Annotated in this window: 19 protein-coding genes; 4 read left to right on the forward strand and 15 right to left on the reverse strand. The window is 33.4% G+C overall.

The genetic code is table 11. From position 1 onward, the window contains the following. The first annotated feature begins 75 nt into the window (after window positions 1-75). From GON26_RS09425 to lpxK, 3 genes are read left to right on the forward strand one after another with little or no spacing between them, the layout of a single operon-like run. A complete protein-coding gene (locus GON26_RS09425) occupies window positions 76-318 on the forward strand; it encodes a DUF2683 family protein (protein ID WP_160374555.1) in 243 nt (80 codons plus the stop codon). Next, window positions 300-581, forward strand: coding sequence for a Txe/YoeB family addiction module toxin (locus GON26_RS09430; protein ID WP_160374556.1), 282 nt, complete (start codon window positions 300-302; stop codon window positions 579-581). Before GON26_RS09425 ends, GON26_RS09430 begins: the two co-directional genes overlap by 19 nt. Before the next feature lie 4 nt (window positions 582-585). Then, window positions 586-1,617: a tetraacyldisaccharide 4'-kinase gene (gene lpxK, locus GON26_RS09435; RefSeq protein ID WP_160374557.1), complete on the forward strand. Its 1,032-nt coding sequence runs from the start codon at window positions 586-588 to the stop codon at window positions 1,615-1,617. Here lpxK and GON26_RS09440 read toward each other — a convergent pair. From GON26_RS09440 to lipA, 3 genes are all read right to left on the reverse strand, one after another. Next, window positions 1,610-3,769 carry a tetratricopeptide repeat-containing hybrid sensor histidine kinase/response regulator gene (locus GON26_RS09440; protein ID WP_160374558.1) on the reverse strand — a complete coding sequence of 720 codons (2,160 nt, stop codon included), beginning with the start codon at window positions 3,767-3,769 and terminating at the stop codon, window positions 1,610-1,612. The genes lpxK and GON26_RS09440 overlap by 8 nt on opposite strands. Before the next feature lie 27 nt (window positions 3,770-3,796). Beyond that, the gene (gap, locus tag GON26_RS09445; protein ID WP_160374559.1) at window positions 3,797-4,795 is read right to left on the reverse strand and encodes a type I glyceraldehyde-3-phosphate dehydrogenase; all 999 of its coding nucleotides are present in this window, start codon (window positions 4,793-4,795) and stop codon (window positions 3,797-3,799) included. Window positions 4,796-4,884: 89 nt separating this feature from the next. After that, window positions 4,885-5,751 (reverse strand): lipoyl synthase, encoded by an 867-nt coding sequence (gene lipA / locus GON26_RS09450; protein ID WP_160374560.1) that lies wholly within the window; start codon window positions 5,749-5,751, stop codon window positions 4,885-4,887. Window positions 5,752-6,078: 327 nt separating this feature from the next. Between lipA and GON26_RS09455 the strand changes: the two genes are divergently transcribed. After that, window positions 6,079-6,945, forward strand: a complete 867-nt coding sequence (locus tag GON26_RS09455; protein ID WP_160374561.1) for a M48 family metalloprotease — start codon at window positions 6,079-6,081, stop codon at window positions 6,943-6,945. Between the two features lie 59 nt (window positions 6,946-7,004). On the opposite strand, the gene GON26_RS09460 is transcribed toward GON26_RS09455, so the two are convergent. From GON26_RS09460 to recF, 12 genes are all read right to left on the reverse strand, one after another. Beyond that, complete coding sequence (locus GON26_RS09460; RefSeq protein ID WP_160374562.1) at window positions 7,005-7,385, reverse strand: PH domain-containing protein; 381 nt, start codon at window positions 7,383-7,385, stop codon at window positions 7,005-7,007. A gap of 113 nt (window positions 7,386-7,498) precedes the next feature. Then, entirely contained in the window at window positions 7,499-8,338 is an 840-nt protein-coding gene (locus GON26_RS09465) for an energy transducer TonB (RefSeq protein ID WP_160374563.1), read from the reverse strand. A 153-nt stretch (window positions 8,339-8,491) separates the two neighbouring features. Beyond that, on the reverse strand, window positions 8,492-9,043 hold the full coding sequence (locus GON26_RS09470) for an RNA polymerase sigma factor (protein ID WP_160374564.1): 552 nt from the start codon (window positions 9,041-9,043) through the stop codon (window positions 8,492-8,494). Further along, on the reverse strand, window positions 9,034-10,140 hold the full coding sequence (locus GON26_RS09475) for a glycosyltransferase (protein WP_160374565.1): 1,107 nt from the start codon (window positions 10,138-10,140) through the stop codon (window positions 9,034-9,036). Before GON26_RS09475 ends, GON26_RS09470 begins: the two co-directional genes overlap by 10 nt. Before the next feature lie 82 nt (window positions 10,141-10,222). Continuing rightward, window positions 10,223-10,837, reverse strand: coding sequence for an FMN-binding negative transcriptional regulator (locus tag GON26_RS09480; RefSeq protein WP_160374566.1), 615 nt, complete (start codon window positions 10,835-10,837; stop codon window positions 10,223-10,225). 75 nt (window positions 10,838-10,912) lie between these two features. Beyond that, window positions 10,913-11,926, reverse strand: coding sequence for a UDP-N-acetylmuramate dehydrogenase (gene murB, locus GON26_RS09485; RefSeq protein WP_160374567.1), 1,014 nt, complete (start codon window positions 11,924-11,926; stop codon window positions 10,913-10,915). Window positions 11,927-12,134: 208 nt separating this feature from the next. After that, window positions 12,135-12,368, reverse strand: a complete 234-nt coding sequence (locus GON26_RS09490; RefSeq protein ID WP_160374568.1) for a hypothetical protein — start codon at window positions 12,366-12,368, stop codon at window positions 12,135-12,137. Between the two features lie 306 nt (window positions 12,369-12,674). After that, entirely contained in the window at window positions 12,675-13,337 is a 663-nt protein-coding gene (locus GON26_RS09495) for a hypothetical protein (protein WP_160374569.1), read from the reverse strand. Window positions 13,338-13,457: 120 nt separating this feature from the next. After that, the gene (locus GON26_RS09500; RefSeq protein WP_160374570.1) at window positions 13,458-14,507 is read right to left on the reverse strand and encodes a glycosyltransferase; all 1,050 of its coding nucleotides are present in this window, start codon (window positions 14,505-14,507) and stop codon (window positions 13,458-13,460) included. Window positions 14,508-14,598: 91 nt separating this feature from the next. Continuing rightward, on the reverse strand, window positions 14,599-15,276 hold the full coding sequence (locus GON26_RS09505; protein WP_160374571.1) for a DUF2461 domain-containing protein: 678 nt from the start codon (window positions 15,274-15,276) through the stop codon (window positions 14,599-14,601). A 92-nt stretch (window positions 15,277-15,368) separates the two neighbouring features. After that, window positions 15,369-16,064, reverse strand: coding sequence for a thioredoxin domain-containing protein (locus tag GON26_RS09510; RefSeq protein WP_160374572.1), 696 nt, complete (start codon window positions 16,062-16,064; stop codon window positions 15,369-15,371). Between the two features lie 200 nt (window positions 16,065-16,264). Beyond that, on the reverse strand, window positions 16,265-17,344 hold the full coding sequence (gene recF, locus GON26_RS09515; RefSeq protein WP_160374573.1) for a DNA replication/repair protein RecF: 1,080 nt from the start codon (window positions 17,342-17,344) through the stop codon (window positions 16,265-16,267). Window positions 17,345-17,563: the final 219 nt, after the last annotated feature.

Raw genomic sequence — 17,563 nt, forward strand, 5'->3', positions numbered from 1 at the left:
AAACCTGAAACAAATTAACGAAAAAAAATATAACAGCACGATTTTTGTATATTTGTAATTCTAATACTTAAAGTTATGACTACAATAAAAATTAACGAACGTACCAAAACAGGAAAAGCTTTTATGGCTATGTTTGAAACTTTTTTTAAAGGTGTTGACGGAATCGAGGTTGTAGAAGAGAATTCTAAAAAGAATAAAAAAGAAGAAAATTTCTATTCTCCTGAATTTGTTGCAAAAATTAAAAAAGCTGAAGAAAATATTAAAGAAGGCAAAACCACAAGATTAAATCCTGAGGATATATGGGGAAGTATTTTGTAGATTTTGAAGACATTGCTCGTAAAGATTTGAAAGAGCACTATAAATCAGGAAATAAAGCTACAATAAAAAAAATTGAAAAAATACTTTTAGAACTTACTAAAAGTCCATTTTTAGGAGAAGGTCAGCCCGAAGAATTAAAGCACAATTTTAAAGGATACTGGTCGAGAAGAATTAACCAAAAAGACCGAATGATTTATCGAGTAGATGAAGAAATTGTAACTGTTATTATAGTTTCTGCAAAAGGTCATTATTCTGATAAATAACTTTATGAAATTACTTCGAAAACTACTTTTCCCTTTCGCCGTTTTATACGGATTGATAACTTCTGTCAGGAATTTTCTTTTTGATACAGAAATCCTGAAATCTACCTCATTTGATGTTCCTGTAATTGCGGTTGGTAATCTAAGCGTTGGCGGCACCGGTAAAACGCCTCAAATAGAATACCTGATCAGATTATTATCGGATAAATATAAAATTGCGACTTTAAGCCGTGGTTACAAACGCCAGTCCGAAGGTTTTGTTCTGGCCGATGCCACTTCAAATGCGGCCATATTAGGAGATGAACCATTTCAGTTTTATCAAAAATTTCCAAATATTCAGGTAGCGGTTGATGCTAATCGTACTAACGGAATTACGCAATTGCTTTCGCAGAAGGAAAAACCTCAGATTATTTTATTGGATGATGCTTATCAACACCGAAAGGTAAAAGCAGGTTTTTATATTTTATTGACTTCCTACGGAGATTTATATGCCGATGATTTTATGTTGCCAACCGGAAATTTACGCGAAAGCAGGAGTGGAGCCAATAGAGCAAATGTTGTTATTGTAACGAAATGCCCGAAAGATTTATCAGTTGAAAAGCAAGATGAAATTGGACGAAAATTAAATTTAAATCCTTCGCAGGAACTTTATTTTACTTTTATCGATTATGACGATTTTATCGTTGGTCAAAAGGAAAAAGTTACGGTGAGTGAAATAAAAAATGAAGCAAAAATTCTCCTGGCTGGAATTGCAAAACCAACACCGTTTTTTGAATATTTAAAAAATGAAACTGATGAATGTTTGACGTTTCCTGATCATCACCACTTTTCTGAGGCTGATATAGAAACAATTTTAGAAAAAGCACAAGGAAAAAAAATCATCACAACCGAGAAAGATTATGTGAGACTGAAAGATTCTAAATTGATTTCGCAATTGTATTATTTGCCTATAAAAAGCACTTTTAGCAATAGTCAGGAAAACTTTGACACTTCTATTCTAAAACATGTTTCAGATTCAGAAAAACAATCTTTTAGTTGAAAAAACGGGCGATTGTACTGTAAAATTTATCCGGAGTAAATGGTTTTGTAATCACATCATTCATTCCGTAAGATAAAAGATTATCTCTGTTTTCGTAAAGCGAAATAGCTGTCAGAGCCACAATAGGAGTGGTTTTGTCAAATTCGCGGATTTGCTGAGTGGCTATGGTTCCGTTTATGCCGGGCAAATGCACATCCATTAATATTAAATCAAATCGTTTTATTTTCAAAAGTTCGATGGCATCTTCTCCATTATCAATTATTTCGCAAGTAATCGACTTGTTTTCTAACATTTTTTGGGTAATCATTTGATTGATTTTGTTGTCTTCAATCAATAAAAAATGTTTGTCTTTTAGCTGAAAATCATTGTAAGGCTTAATTTCTTCGGTTCTTGCCAACGGTTCATTATTAATACTGAAATCCAGTTTAAAAGCAAAAGCCGAACCTTTGCCTACTTCACTTTTTAAGGTGATCTGTCCTCCTAATATTTCAATGAGTTTTTTTACAATAGTCAGGCCTAATCCGGTTCCGCCGTATTTTCGGTTTATTTCTATTGAACCTTGCGAGAAGCTTTCAAATACCGTTTGTAGTTTGTCTTCGGGAATTCCAATTCCGGTATCTACAATTTCAAAATACACTACAGCGTTTTCATCATTAATACTGTATAACTTGGCAATAAGGCTTACATTTCCGTTTTGGGTAAATTTTAAAGCGTTGTTGATAAGGTTAATTATGATTTGAGATAATTTGGTAGGATCGCCTATTAAATTATCCGGTATAGCTTCATCAATTTCTAATTTAAAATCGTTTTGATTCGCATGGGCCAGTTCTTCCAGAGAATTTTGAATGTTGGTCAATAAACTTTTTAGATTAAAAGATATTTTTTCGATTTCAATTTTATTAGAGTCGATTTTATTGATTTCAAGAATTTCATTGATAAAAGTGGTGAGGTAATTTCCTGAAAACTTTAACGAATCCAAATATTTTAATTGTGATTTTTTAGGGTTGTCTTCTAATAATAAATGCGTAATTCCGTTGATTGCATTAAGCGGCGTTCGAAGTTCGTGACTTACAGTTGATAAAAATTCTGATCTGGCTTTTGACGCTTTTTCGGCTTTGTTTTTAGCTAAAATAAGTTCTTTGTTTTTTTCCCGTAAGAGTAAATTATTTTGGTTTCGAATAATATTGTTTTTATACAAAGCCAGACTCAATAATGATAAGATCGAAATCAGGGCAATGGCCAAAATACTAATTAGTTTGGAATACCGATAAGACTTGGTTTCAAATTTTTCATCATTTTTACTTTGATCATTTGTTGAAGATTCTTCTTTTTTGAACTTCTTCAATTCATCAAAATCAAGTTTGGTGTTATTTAATTTTAAATTATAGTTTTCCAGCTGATAATGCTGTTGTAAAAAAGCAAAGGCACTGTCGTAATCTTTTTTTTCTTTATAATATTGACTAATAGCCAAAAGGATATTTGACTTTTGTTGCAGATTGTTGCTTTTTTTGTTTAAATCCAGCGCTTTATGAAGATAAACTATGGCAGAATCATTTCGTTTTAAATCTGTTTCAATCAATCCCAGATGATAATACAAATCTATTTTTGTGTTTAATGACACAGTATTATTCTGGATTATTTTTTTGAAAGCATTTGAGGCTAATTTATAGTCTTTGTTAAGCTTATATGCCATTGCTTTTTGAAAATTCAAATCGCCGGAATCTTTTACGTTTAGTTTTTTAAAAACGCTATCTGATTTTTTATAATAAAAGTCTGCAATGATATAATTGCCCTGTATTGCATTTACCAAGCCCGCATAATGCAAGGCTAATGCTTTATTGTTAGAAGAAGAAATGTTTTTGTAGAGATCGACACTTTTGTAAAAATATTTTAAAGCTTCCTGGTATTTATTTTGAGCATAAAATATTTTGCCAAGCTTAAATGTTTGGTCAGCAAGTTTATCTGATTCCTGATTTTGGGCACATAATTCAATTGCTTTTTTAGCAAAAAATACGGCACTGTCGTAATTTTTATTCTTGAGTTTTGCGTTTGTTAACTGGTTGTAATAGGAAATGCTATCTGTATTCTGTTTGGTTTGAGAATACAAAAAAGCGTTAATAAAACCAATAAGAATAAAAAAGTAGTATTTCATGTATCGCAATGCTTCTTACAATGAATCTTATGTTTTTTTCATTAGCAAAATCAAATCAATTAATCTTGATGAATACCCTATTTCGTTATCATACCATCCCACTACTTTTACCATTTTATCAATAACAGAGGTAAGTTGTGCGTCAAACAAACAAGAATGTGTGTTGCCTATAACATCAACAGAAACAATAGGATCTTCTGTATAATCCAGTATTCCTTTTAAACTTGTTAGAGAGGCTTCTTTAAAGGCTTTGTTTATTTCTGATATCGTAACAGCACGTTTTACATTAAATGTAATATCTGTTAAGGAACCATCAGGAACTGGAACCCTTATTCCGCAACCTCCAATTTTCTCATGCAATTTAGGGAAAATTTTTGTTAATGCCTTCGCTGCTCCCGTAGTTGTAGGAACAATTGACTGACTGGCACCTCTGGCTCTCCTTAAATCCTTATGTGGCTGGTCGTGTAAGCTTTGATCTGTTGTGTAGGAGTGAATTGTGGTAATGTATGCCTGCTCGATTCCGCACAATTCATCTATAATTTTAATCATCGGAGCGGCATTGTTTGTGGTGCAGCTGGCATTCGAAACAATGTTTTCATTTCCGTCTAAAATAGTTTCGTTTACACCCAGAACAACAGTTTTGATAGTCTCCACTTCTGACGGAGCGGATAATATTACTTTTTTGGCTCCGGCAGTAATATGCGCATGCAATTCTTCGTGCGTTTTGTATTTTCCGGTTGATTCAATTACAAAATCAATAGTATGGCTTTTCCAGTCCAGATTTGAAATGCTTTTTTCGTGAAAGAAAAAATAATGTTTTCCATCAACGATAATTCCATTCTCATCGTGACTTACGGCATAGGGCAATACACCGTGAATACTGTCGTACTTGGTCAAATGCGCCATGGTTTTATTGTCGGCAATATCGTTTATTGCAATGACTTCAATATCGGGGTGGTTTAAAAGTAATCGGAATAAATTTCGGCCAATTCTTCCAAAACCATTAATAGCAATTCTAGTTTTCAAATGCTTTGTATATTTTTAATCGTTTCAACTGTTTATTTGTCTAATCATGTTCACGACTAAACAATTTAAAAAATTAAAAGAAAACTTTTTTATAAAATGTGTTTTTGTGCTTTGTATGAAGAACGAACCAGTGGCCCGCTTTCGACGTGACGAAAGCCTAATTCTAAACCAAATTGCTCGTATTTAGCAAATTGTTCTGGTGTGATAAATTCTTTTACAGGCAAGTGTTTTTTGCTCGGCTGCAAGTATTGCCCTATAGTTACGACGTCAACATTTGCATTTCTTAAATCGGTCATGGTCTGAAAAACCTCTTCTTCAGTTTCACCAAGACCTAACATGATACCCGATTTGGTTCTGTTAATTCCTTTTTCTTTCAAGTAGCGTAAAACCTCTAAACTACGGTCATATTTTGCCTGAATACGCACTTCGCGAGTCAAACGGCGAACTGTTTCAACATTATGAGAAACCACTTCAGGATTGGCTTCAACAATTCTGTCAATGTTTCTTTCGATTCCCTGAAAATCCGGAATCAAGGTTTCAAGAGTGGTATTCGGGTTCATTCTGCGAATTGCCTTCACAGTTTCTATCCAGATAATAGAACCGCCATCTTTTAAATCGTCTCTGTCAACACTTGTAATTACAGCATGTTTAATATTCATTATTTTAATAGAACGCGCTACTTTTTCAGGCTCATCCCAATCTACCGTTTCTGGTCTTCCGGTTTTAACCCCGCAAAAACCACAAGAACGGGTGCAGACATTTCCTAAAATCATAAAAGTTGCGGTTCCTTCTCCCCAGCATTCTCCCATATTTGGGCAACTGCCTGAGGTACAAATGGTGTTTAAGCTGTATTTATCTACTAAACCGCGAAGTTCAGTGTATTTTTGCCCAATTGGAAGTTTTACTTTTAACCATTTTGGTTTTCCAGTTGGTATATTTTCTAGAACTGTTTCCATATATCAAAATTCAAAGTACAAAGATACGCAATGTTGTTTATTTGATGATTCGTTATAAGGGTTAATTTGTGATTGTTACAATTTGATACAGAAATGTTATTTTAAAGATAATTAGATTCTAGTGTTAAATACTTGAAGGAAATACAACACATATTTTAATCTGTAATAAAAAAGGTTTATTTATAGAAAAATCAAAATAATTATAATATCTCATTGGTTTTAACCTATTTAATTTTTTTACCTTTATTCTGAAAAATAATTGATTTATTTAAATCTAATCAGATTTTATTTGTAGTATATTTGTTATTAAATTGTAAATGATATAACATGAAAAAGAAATTTATCGTATTAGGAGTTTTGATAGCTTCTTTTAGTTTTACTAAAATGAATGCGCAAATTAATTTTGGTGAAAAAGCTATTGGGGCGGTACAAAAAGGAGTAACCAGTTTTACTCTAACAAATGCAGATGCAGCGAAATTATCTAAAGAAGCGGTTGATAAAATGGATGCTGAACACGAAGTTGCAGGACCTACAGATCCTTATACTATACGTCTGAATCGTGTTTTTGGGAAACATACTTCGGGTGAAGGATATAGTTTAAATTATAAAGTTTATAAATTAAAAGAAGTTAATGCTTTTGCAACCGCAGATGGCAGTGTCCGCGTATATTCAGGACTGATGGATATTATGGATGATAATGAATTAATTGCAGTTATCGGTCACGAAATTGGACACGTAGCCAATAATGATTCCAGAGACGCTATGAGAGCGGCTTACCAAAAAGAAGCTTTGATTGATGGAGCATCTTCTCAGTCTGCAACCATTTCATCGGTGACGGATAGTCAGTTAGGAAAAATTGGAAGCGCAATGATCGACAGTAAGCACAGTCGTAAACAAGAAGCCGAAGCGGATTTATTTGCTTATAATTTTATGAAGAAAAACGGTTACGATGTTAATGCTGAAGAATCTGCTTTTAGAATTTTAGCAAAAATGAGCGAAGGAGCCGAAGGTTCTTTTTTAGATAAAATGATGAGCTCACATCCGGATTCGAAACAAAGGGCAGAAGATGCTAAAAAGAGAGCAGAGAAAGATGGTTTATACAAACCTTATGTACAGCAGAAAATTGTAAATACGGCTCCTGCTCCGGTTAAAAAAGCGACGAAAAAAACGACAACCAAAAAGAAGAAAAAATAATTTTAGAAAAAAAAGAAATCCGACAGTCTATAAAACTTGTCGGATTTCTTTTTTATAGATTATCCTAAAACGTGATGCGCTAAGACTTTTTGAACTTCGTAAACATTCACGGATTTATTAAATTGTTTTACAATACTGGGCTGCAATTCGCTGGAAACCCAAATTTTCAATTCAGCATCCAGTTCAAAAGTACCGGCAGTTTCTACACTAAAACGGGTAATGCTTTTATAAGAAATAGATTTGTATTCGGTTTTGCTTCCTGTTAAACCTTGTACATCAACTAAAATTAATCTTTTATTGGTAAAAATAAAGGTGTCACGGATTAATTTGAAACCCATTTCGATTTGCTCAGTATCCGTTAAAAGCTGCCCGTATTTTTTTAGTAATTCTTCCTGACTAACTGAACCAGCGTTGCCAAGAATAGCTGAAAATATTCCCATTTTTTAGTTTTTATATGTTTAATTTAATTCTTTCTAAGAGATGTAAAAGTAATTAAAATTAAAATAATTAAGAGTCATAAAAAAAGCAGAACCTAAATTCTGCTTTTTTTTTATTATTCTGCTTCTGTTTTTATGGTAATCGGAAGGCTATATACTGTTCTAACAGCTTTTCCGTTTAAAATTCCCGGGCTCCATTTTGTTTTTAAGGATTTCAAAACTCTGACAGCTTCTTTTCCTAATCCGTAACCAGGATCGTTTTTAACAATGATGTCTGTTATCGAGCCATCTCTTTCAATTACAAAAGAAACATACACTCTAAGTGTTTTTTCTGCATCAATTTCTGGTCGGTTAAAATTTTTTCCGACATAAGTATAAAATTTACTCATTCCTCCTGGAAATTCAGGTAGCTTGTCCAGTACGGCAGCTACTACTGGATCATTGCTAATTGGTTCAGTTGAAGTTCCTAAACCATTTCCATTTGTGTTTCCGTTTGATGGCATAACATTTACAGGACCGTCAGTTCCTGTTCCAACAGGGTCTGTCACTATTGGTGTCATACTAGCATTGGTAGGAACATCTGGCGTTGCTTGAGCAGTTGTTACTACAACAGGAGTTGTAAAAGGTGTTACGTCTGGTGCATCAGCAGTAGCTGTTTGTTGCGGTGGAGCAACAGTTTCTTCAATTATTGGCTTTACAATTTCTTGGTTTAAATCAACAGGGGTAATTATTTCACGGAAGGGTTCTTCAGTGGTTTCTACAATTTCTGCTGATGTAAGTTTGCTAATTAATGCTGTTATGCTCCCGAGAGTAGCAATAATTAACAAAGCCATAAATAAGGCTTTAATTGAAGTTTTAGAATTCTCCTGGCGCAATTGATATGCACCGTACTCTTTGTTTTTGTTTTCGAAAACAAGGTCAGTCCAATTGGTTTCGTAAATGCTTAGTTTAGACATAATTAATGGATTTTAAGGTTAAGTAACATTAAATCATAAGCAACAAAATTTGGATTTATTAGTTAGTAATAAAAAAAAGAACTCTAATATGTAAATGTGAATTTTTTAAGTATTAAATAGCTAAATTCTTAATACTTACTTAAAGGTAGTGAATTATCTATTACGTTCTATGATTTCTGCTAATAATTTTTTAGCACGAAGTAATTTTACTTTTACGTTGCTCAGAGGCTCATTAATTTTGACAGCAATCTCCTGATAGCTCATTTCCTGAAAATAGCGCAACTGAATGACTTCCTGATAATGAGGTTTCAGTTCTTTGATACATTGCAGTAATCGCGAAAGATTTTGTTCTTTAATTAAAGCATCTTCGGCAGACGGAGTAGTGTCAGCAATATTGTAGGCTTGCTGGTCTTCGGCATCGGTAATTTCGACAAAAAGACTGGTTTTCTTTTTGCGCAACAAATCGATATAGACGTTTTTGGCAATGGCAATCAACCAGGTGTTAAATTGAAATTCGTTGTTGTATGTACCAATTTTATCAAAAGCTTTAGAGAAGGTTTCAATAGTAATATCTTCGGCTGTTGTTTCGTTTTCGGTACGCTTTAGCATGAAACCATACACTTCATTCCAGTAATAATCTAATAAAAAAGTGAAGGCAATCTGGTCGCCTTTTTTTGCTTTTTCTATTTTAGAGTTTATTTCCAATGTACAGGTTTTGAAAAGATATTAGTTATAAAGATATTGATTTGTGTGAATATAAGCACTATTTCTACCACCGGAAACCAAACTTTGATATCATTTTCTCTAAGTTTTCCAGCAGAAAAACCTACTACAATCCAGGCAATAGTGTAACGTGTTGCCAGCAAAGCGATTACAGCAATCCATTGAAATTGAAAGGCTAATAAAAGAATAACTAATAAAAAGAAAAACAATTGCGAGGTATAGAAAACCCCTAGTTGAATTTTATCGAATACTTTATAGTAATTGGCAGTTGCAACGTGTCTTCTTTTTTGAGAAAACCATTCTTTATAACTCTCTTTTGGTTTTGAATAGGTAAAACTTTCCGGATCGTATGAAATGGTAACATTATGTTTGTTTGCAGCCTGGTTAACAAACAAATCGTCGTCGCCAGAACGAACCTGAATATGTTCGATGAAACCATTTACATTAAAAAATTCTTCTTTTTTATAGGCCAGATTACGGCCAACTCCCATATAAGGACGGCCAATTTTTGCCCACGAAAAATATTGAATTGCCGTAAGAACGGTTTCAAAGCGGATGATTTTATTTAATAAGGAACGATCAGACTTTTCGTAACCGCCATATCCTAAAACAATAGTTTTGTTTAGGGTAAATTGCGAAGTCATGGCTGTAATCCATTCTGTAGAGGTTGGATAACAATCAGCATCAGTAAATAATAAATAGTCTTTTTTAGAGGCTTTAATTCCTAAAGTCAGAGCGTATTTTTTATTTCCCCAAAAGGCTTCATTGTTTTGAACTTTTACTAATCGAATATTGGAGTATTGTTTTTCAAATTGCTCAAAAATCTCTAACGTTTCGTCGCTGGAAGCATCGTCTATTAAAACAATTTCGAAATCAGGATAATTTTGTTCTGCTAATAACGGAATGAATTTTTGTACATTTTCTTCTTCGTTTTTAGCACAGACAATTACAGAAACAGGCAGATTTTTTTGGGTAATTTCTTGCGGTTTGGCAAAAGCAAATTTTCCAAAAACCCCTAAATAATAAGAAATTTGTACAACAAAAATAGCAATAAAAAAATAAAATATAAATGTAAGCATCTGATTCTAATGTAGTTTAATTTTGAGTCTTGCGAGTGCAAATGTACTTATGAATTCTTAATTTTCAATATCTAAAACCGATTTACTTTCGGCATTTCGACATTTCTTTTGCAACAGCAATAGCCTGAGGGTTTTCGGTCTTTTCTAATTCTGAAATTATGTTTTTATAATTGTGATCATCCCGGTTTTGCGAAAGCTTTTTAGTGGGCTGAATTTCATCGATTTCAATTTCAAAACCAAAGATTCCTCTGGCCTCACGCATGGTTTTGGCTGATAGGTTTTCAACACGTACAGGACATTCTGAGTTTGCTTCATATTTATCGACTAATTTTGTTAACGACTCAATTGTACTTTCTTCATCTACAATTTTAATTCGGCCATAAACATGTACGGCTATATAATTCCAGGTTGGTACATTTTCGTGGTCGTACCAGGAAGAAGAAATGTAAGCATGCGGCCCTGAAAAAACGGCTAAAACCTGATCATTTTCTGCAAAACCTTCAGCCTGTGGATTTAGTTTTGAAAGATGCCCTTGCAGAATCTCTTTTCCGTCAGCGTTCACTTCAAGCTCTATCGGAATATGAGTGGCACACAATTTTCCGTGAGTCTGATTGATTAAAATACCAAAACTATTTTCTCTCAAAAAAGTTCTGATAGCTTCTTGGTCTTCGTTTTTATATTGGTTTGGAGTGTACATTTTTGTTTGGTTTGTTGCCACGAATTTCACAAATTTTCACGAGTTAAATTTGTGTTAATTAGTGAAATTTGTGTTTTAAATCACATTCACTTCAGCTTCGATATGAATGCCAAAAATTTCAAAAACAGTTTTCTGAACGTCTCTTGAAACTGCTAAAATTTCCTGACCTGTTGCGTTTCCGTAATTTACCAAAACCAAAGCCTGATTTTTATGAACTCCAGCATCGCCAAAACGTTTTCCTTTAAAACCGGCCTGCTCGATTAGCCAACCTGCGGGAACTTTTACCTCAGTTTCTGAAACTTCATAATATTTCATTTCTGGAAATTTTTTATGAATAGGTTCAAAATCAGATTTTAATAAAATAGGATTTTTAAAGAAACTTCCGCTGTTTCCTAACTCTTTCGGATCTGGCAATTTACTTTGTCTGATGGCAATTACAGCGTTACTCACATCTTTAAGGGTAGGCGTAACGACGTTGTTTTTTGCCAGTTCGGCTGTAATGTCACCGTATGAAGTATTTATTTTATGATTGCGTTTCGTCAATTTATAAACTACTGATGTAATAATATATTGATCTTTCACTTCGTTTTTGAAAATGCTTTCCCTGTAACCAAAATTACATTCGACATTGCTGAACGTTCTCATTTCCTGAGTGGCAATATTCATCGCTTCGCAAGAAATAAAAGTGTCTTTTATCTCGGTTCCGTAGGCACCAATGTTTTGAACAGGGGTTGTACCCACATTTCCGGGAATCAGTGACATGTTTTCTAAACCGCCAAAATTATTGTCGATTGTCCAGAGAACGAAGTCGTGCCAGGTTTCGCCAGCCTGACTTTCGACCCAGACAAAATCGTCGTTTTCTTCAATTATTTCTTTGCCTTTCAAATCGATATGAATCACCAAAGCGTCAATATCTTGTGTCAAAAGCATATTGCTTCCTCCACCTAAAATAAACTTTTTCTGATTGGAATTTTCCTCTAAAATAGTTTTCAATTCGGCTACAGAATGTACCGCTACGAATTGTCTGGCTTTGGCTTCAATGCCAAAAGTATTGTGTTTTTTTAAAGAAAAATTAGATTGGATTTCCATAAATGAAAGACTTTTTGTGTCCCAAAGCTTCAGGACGATTTTGAGCTCAAAAGTAATAATTATAATTTATTTGAGTTGGGTTTTTGGAGATGAAGAACTAATATTAATTGTAGGGTGTCTATATTATTTTGTACGCTTCATCGTAACAGGATTTTGGCGAGTATCAAACACATCAAAGATTTCGATTTGATTCAATAAATTCCTAGCTCTATTTTTTTTCTATTTCAGAAATTAGTTCGCTGTTTTCCGTTAAGCGTCCATTTTTAGAATCTTTTGTAGATATCTCAATTCTTTTTTGAAACTCTTTTGTTGACATTGGTTTAAATTCAGAGCCAGATTGAGTTTCTTTCTGTAAAAGTTTTTCTAAGTGAGAGATTGCTTTCTCACTTTCCAGTTTAAGAAATTCTTGAACAAAATTTATTTTACGAGTTTGCAAGTCCATTTTTCAGTCTTTTTTCAAAATTAAAAATTAATTCTAAACGATACTTTGTTTACTGAATGTTTTCAAAATTTCAAAAGGTATTGTTTATGACAATTATTCAATTTGCATTTTATTCACTAACGGAAATTATTAGTGCATTAGTATAGGATTAGGCAATGATTATTCTCGTTGAGTGAAAACGTAAATCAAAGATAATTTTTTCCATTAACCAGCGAGCGAACCGTAAATTTGTTTAATTACTAGCTAATAAGAGTTGTTTTTAGAAATAATAAAGTTATTTAAGAGCGAAATTGAGCACCCTGATACTCAATTAAAATCATTTAAAATCTTATATTCAATTCTCATGTTGTTTGTAGATATAACTTCAATTCGTAGTCCTTTAATTCCTATGATATTACCGTCTGCCAAATCATACTGAATATCTTGAGTGAAAGCAGGTCGAGCCATATCGTTGATATATTCTCTATAAACAAATTTAAGCGTGTTTCCGGACTTACCATTATAAACAAATTCTTTTTTAAAACACTCCTCACAACTTTTAAAATACTCTGCCGGTTCAACTTTTAAACCATCAATTTCTTTTACGGAAAATCCTGTGGGTCCTTGAGCAAAAGCGGAATACAATTTTGTCTTTCGGTTGTAGGCAATTCCAACCGCATAGGGATTTGAACCATTAGGCTTTAAATCGCCATAATAAAGATCATAATCATGTTTTTCTGCTTTTAGCGGCAGTATTTCATCAACGTGCACGTCAAAAGGATAGAAGGAAATTTTAATTTTTTTGTCCGGGCGCTCAGTAACTTTACACGCCTTTTGAAAGTATTCTTTTCCTGTTGTTATTAGGCTTTCGCCTATCTCAGAAGAAAAAGTACTTCCTATCTCTTTGTTAGTATACCTTCTTGTGCTCATTGGGATTTCCTGAGAAAACGCATTTAATGAAACAATCAATAACAATAATAAATATTTCATTTGATTTATGTTGATTTTTTTAGTTGTTGTTTGTAGGTTCTGTGAAAAAAATGAAAATAATTTATGAATATGCAAAATTTTTCTATTTTCTCTTCTTCAAAAATAAACAAAAACACTCAATTATTTCCTCAAACCCAACAACTCATGATACCTATCCGCAATAACCTTCATATTACTATCATAATTAGCATTTTCTTCAACGAACTTTCGATTGTCTAAAATAGCCAGATTTCGAGATTCAGAATTTTCAAAAGACCAGATCAATTCCTCGGCCAGTTTTTCAAAATTATCAACTTCAATCAATTGCCCGTTTTGGCGATGATTAATCCAGCTTTGATTTCCTGGAATATCCGAAACTACAGGATAACAACTGCAAGCCATGGCTTCAAATAAAGATGCTGAAACGCCTTCGGTTGTGGGCATGCTGATGTAAAAATTAGACTGCTGTAATAATTTTGGAAGTTCTGTATTGGCAATTCTTCCTGTAAAAATGACTTTATTTTCGATATTTAAATCTCGGGCTAAGTCTTTCAAAAATTGCAAACGGGTTCCATCGCCGACAATGGTTAATGAAAAGTCAATTCCTTTTTGATGGAGAAGTGCAAATGCTTTCAAAATAACATCGTGTCTGTATTCCGGTTGCAAAGAACGCGTTACAATCGCATCAATTTTGTTTGAAGTATTGATAAATGGAGTAAAAATAGATAAATCAATTCCTTTCGGTAAAACCAAAACTTTACTCATATCAACACCAATTTCTTTCATAGAAATGGTCATAACAGGACCCCAGGCATGAATTAAATCGGCTTTTTTGAAAGCATATTTCTGAATGATTTTCTTAAAAGGATATGATACAGAATCTTCCGGCCATAAATCAGTCCGGCCTTGTTGCGCGATGGCAATTGGGTGCATACCAGAAATCGCTGCCAGAAAACCATAGCTGGTGGTTCGCTCGGCAATAATCATATCTGGTTTTTCTTTCCGAATGGTTTTTCTGATTGAAATTGGAGCAAAAAGATATTCTAAAATACGTCGGAATCGCTTGTTGTTAGGGATTTGTAATTCCCAAACGCAAATCTCGAAATCGCCAAATTGCCTCAAACCATTCATCCAGGTAATGGCATCAGCGCGATAGGATTCTCCAAGAAAAAGTATTTTCTTTTTATTCATTTGGGATTTTTTTTTTTGCCACAGATTAAAAGATTTTTAAAGGATTTTTTAATCTGTGTGAATCCTTAAAATCTGTGGCTAAACTTTTTTTTTAGAATTCTTCCGTTTCTAAAGCACGATTAATGAATTCGTTTAGTGGTTTTAGAGCGATTAATTTCTCACTCATTTTTGCGACAAAATCTTTTTGAGTGACTTCTGAAATATCATATTTTTGAGAAACAGTAAAGCTTTTCAGTTTTAAAAATTCAATAGCAGGATGGTCTTTTTCATAACCTCTTGGTGGATTTTTAAGCGAATTGGTTTCGTTTACATCGAAACTCCCGAATTCTTTTTTGAAGTTCTTTTCGGCCAAAATTGCTTCTAAATCATCATGAAAAAAAGCAATTTCTTTTCGCACCTTTTTTAAATCTTCCGCTTCAGGCGAATAAAATCCGCCAGCGATAAAACTAGCACCTTTTTCGATATGAACATAATAGCCTGCACGATTCGCACCTTTGGCTCCCGTTGACATCCAGACGCCTAAATGTGCTTTATAAGGCGATTTGTCTTTAGAAAACCGAATATCGCGATTGATTCGAAAAGTACAATTTTTGACTTCCAATAGTTCTAATGAAGGATCAAGCGGTTTCATCACATCCAGAAAATCACTCACCAATTGATGATAATCTTTCTTGAAAATCTCGTATCGCTTTTTATTGTCCTGAAACCAGTCGCGGTTATTGTTCTTTTTTAAATCGTCTAAAAATTGCAAGGATTCTTTCGTTAGCATATTTGATTTCAAATAAAAGTTTAACACAAATTACACAAATTATCACAAATTAATCTGTGTAAATTGGTGCAATTTGTGTTTCAATTTGTGTTCTATAATTGTTTTTTTAAATCCTGTTCGCTGATGTAGCCTACGTTTTTCCACTTTACTTCTTTGTTTTGATATAAAACAACAATCGGAAGCTGGTCTATTTCTAGCTGTGTTGCTAATGTTTTATTCTGGTCAACATCAATGCGGATTATGGTTACTTCGTTCGCCATTTCTTTTTGCATTTTCAAAAGATACGGCTCCATTTTTTTGCAGGGTCCGCACCATTCGGCATAAAAATCAACTAATACTTTTTTATCAGTATCTAATAATTTATTGAACTCCAGTCTCGTCATTCCAATTTGCTCTGTTGTAGGTTTCGACAAACCTTCGGATTTCCATTTAAGAATTCCGCCTTCTAATTCGTAAACGGTTTCAAAACCTAATTCTTTTAGTTTTGAAGCTGCTTTTTTGCTTCTTCCGCCACTTAAACAATAGACAAAAACTGGTTTTGATTTATCGTAAGTTGCTGCTTTTTTATCAAAATCTTCGCCGTTCCAATCTACGTTTTTCGCATTGTCAAGATGTTCAGATGCAAATTCTTCAGGAGTTCGAACGTCTAGAATTTGAGCGTTATCAGTAGTTTTTATTTTTTCGGCAAAATCTTTTGGAGCGACTTCTTCAAAAGCACTCGAAGGCTGTCCGTTGCAGGAAGTAAATATCAGTAAAAAAAGTATGGATAAAGTTTGGAAAAATTTCATGGAAATGAATTTAAAATGATATGCTAAATTAGGTAATTTTTGGATTTTCAGATATTAATAAAATAATAAAACTATATGAAAAAAACTGACCGCAAATTACGCAAATTCTCGCAAATTAAAATTAGACTCATTAATCAATCAAAAAAAATTAAGGATAGAATAATTTGTGAAAATTTGTGTAATTTGTGGTGTAACAAAAACTACAAATTAAATATCTTATAGCTCTGATGTGTCGATTTTACAATCGTTTCGGTTCGTTCCGGATGTGTGTCTGATATAAATAATTGCCCGAAAGTTTCGCTATTGACCATTTCGACGATTTTGGCAACACGACTTTCGTCTAATTTATCAAAAATATCATCAAATAATAAAATAGGTTTTACGCCGCTTTGTTTTTTTAAAAACTCAAATTGAGCGAGTTTCAAAGCAATCAAAAACGACTTTTGCTGCCCTTGTGAACCGAATTTTTTTATCGGATGCGAATCAATTTCAAAAGACAAATCGTCTTTGTGAATTCCGACGCTGGTATAATGCAACGCTCTGTCTTTATTGATGTTTTCCTGCAAAAGCGTTAATAAGTCTTTTTCGAACAAATGACTTTCGTAAACCAGTTGCACCGATTCTTCAGAGCCCGTTATCGCCTGATGATGTACATTAAATATAGGGATGAACTGTTCCAGAAATTCTTTTCGCTTTTCGAAGATTGATTTTCCAAAAGCAGTTAGCTGCTCATTATATATAGATAAGGTATCATTGTCGAAAGTGTGATTCAGGGCGAAATATTTTAATAACGCATTACGCTGCACAATGACTTTTTGGTATTGAATGAGCTGATGCAAATAAGTCGAATCGAGTTGCGAGATCACGCTGTCCATGAATTTCCGACGCGTTTCGCTTCCTTCTACAATTAAATCCCTGTCGGCTGGCGAAATAATCACGAGCGGAATAAACCCGATATGATCCGAAAATTTATCATAAGCTTTGCCGTTTCTTTTCAGGATTTTTTTTTGTCCTTTTTTTAAACTGCAAACAATTTGCTCGGTTCTTTCGTTTTTCTCCAGTTCGGCATCAATGACAAAAAACTCTTCACCGTGTTTGATGTTTTGCACAGCAAGCGGATTAAAATAACTTTTTCCGTAAGCCAAATGATAGATCGCATCGAGCACATTGGTTTTGCCAATTCCGTTTTTTCCAACAAAACAATTGATTTTGGTGTCGAAATCGAACGTAGCTTCGGAGAAATTTTTATAATTGAATAAAGAAATTTTGTTTAAATGCATTTTTAAGGTACTGAAATGGTACTGTTTGGTGTTTTTGAACAGCAAAAATTTGAAGGTGCAAATTATTGAAAATTATCGATATAAAAGGCTTTTAGGGCGTTTGAAGCCGAATTATTTTATCGTTGAAGAGAAAGGACTTACGATTATTGTAATTATTTTTTTTAAAATGGATATAAAATTGATTTTTTTTACTTCAGTTTCAATAAAAATTTTATTTTT

The sequence above is a fragment of the Flavobacterium hydrocarbonoxydans genome, from assembly GCF_009789235.1.
Taxonomy (GTDB): domain Bacteria; phylum Bacteroidota; class Bacteroidia; order Flavobacteriales; family Flavobacteriaceae; genus Flavobacterium; species Flavobacterium hydrocarbonoxydans.

Excerpts from the sequence above, each read along its gene's own strand:
- GON26_RS09425 (WP_160374555.1), top strand. The coding sequence starts at position 76 with ATGACTACAATAAAAATTAACGAACGTACCAAAACAGGAAAAGCTTTT.
- GON26_RS09430 (WP_160374556.1), top strand. The coding sequence starts at position 300 with ATGGGGAAGTATTTTGTAGATTTTGAAGACATTGCTCGTAAAGATTTG.
- lpxK (WP_160374557.1), top strand. The coding sequence starts at position 586 with ATGAAATTACTTCGAAAACTACTTTTCCCTTTCGCCGTTTTATACGGA.
- GON26_RS09440 (WP_160374558.1), bottom strand. The coding sequence starts at position 3,769 with ATGAAATACTACTTTTTTATTCTTATTGGTTTTATTAACGCTTTTTTG.
- lipA (WP_160374560.1), bottom strand. The coding sequence starts at position 5,751 with ATGGAAACAGTTCTAGAAAATATACCAACTGGAAAACCAAAATGGTTA.
- GON26_RS09455 (WP_160374561.1), top strand. The coding sequence starts at position 6,079 with ATGAAAAAGAAATTTATCGTATTAGGAGTTTTGATAGCTTCTTTTAGT.
- GON26_RS09460 (WP_160374562.1), bottom strand. The coding sequence starts at position 7,385 with ATGGGAATATTTTCAGCTATTCTTGGCAACGCTGGTTCAGTTAGTCAG.
- GON26_RS09465 (WP_160374563.1), bottom strand. The coding sequence starts at position 8,338 with ATGTCTAAACTAAGCATTTACGAAACCAATTGGACTGACCTTGTTTTC.
- GON26_RS09475 (WP_160374565.1), bottom strand. The coding sequence starts at position 10,140 with ATGCTTACATTTATATTTTATTTTTTTATTGCTATTTTTGTTGTACAA.
- GON26_RS09480 (WP_160374566.1), bottom strand. The coding sequence starts at position 10,837 with ATGTACACTCCAAACCAATATAAAAACGAAGACCAAGAAGCTATCAGA.
- murB (WP_160374567.1), bottom strand. The coding sequence starts at position 11,926 with ATGGAAATCCAATCTAATTTTTCTTTAAAAAAACACAATACTTTTGGC.
- GON26_RS09490 (WP_160374568.1), bottom strand. The coding sequence starts at position 12,368 with ATGGACTTGCAAACTCGTAAAATAAATTTTGTTCAAGAATTTCTTAAA.
- GON26_RS09495 (WP_160374569.1), bottom strand. The coding sequence starts at position 13,337 with ATGAAATATTTATTATTGTTATTGATTGTTTCATTAAATGCGTTTTCT.
- GON26_RS09500 (WP_160374570.1), bottom strand. The coding sequence starts at position 14,507 with ATGAATAAAAAGAAAATACTTTTTCTTGGAGAATCCTATCGCGCTGAT.
- GON26_RS09505 (WP_160374571.1), bottom strand. The coding sequence starts at position 15,276 with ATGCTAACGAAAGAATCCTTGCAATTTTTAGACGATTTAAAAAAGAAC.
- GON26_RS09510 (WP_160374572.1), bottom strand. The coding sequence starts at position 16,064 with ATGAAATTTTTCCAAACTTTATCCATACTTTTTTTACTGATATTTACT.
- recF (WP_160374573.1), bottom strand. The coding sequence starts at position 17,344 with ATGCATTTAAACAAAATTTCTTTATTCAATTATAAAAATTTCTCCGAA.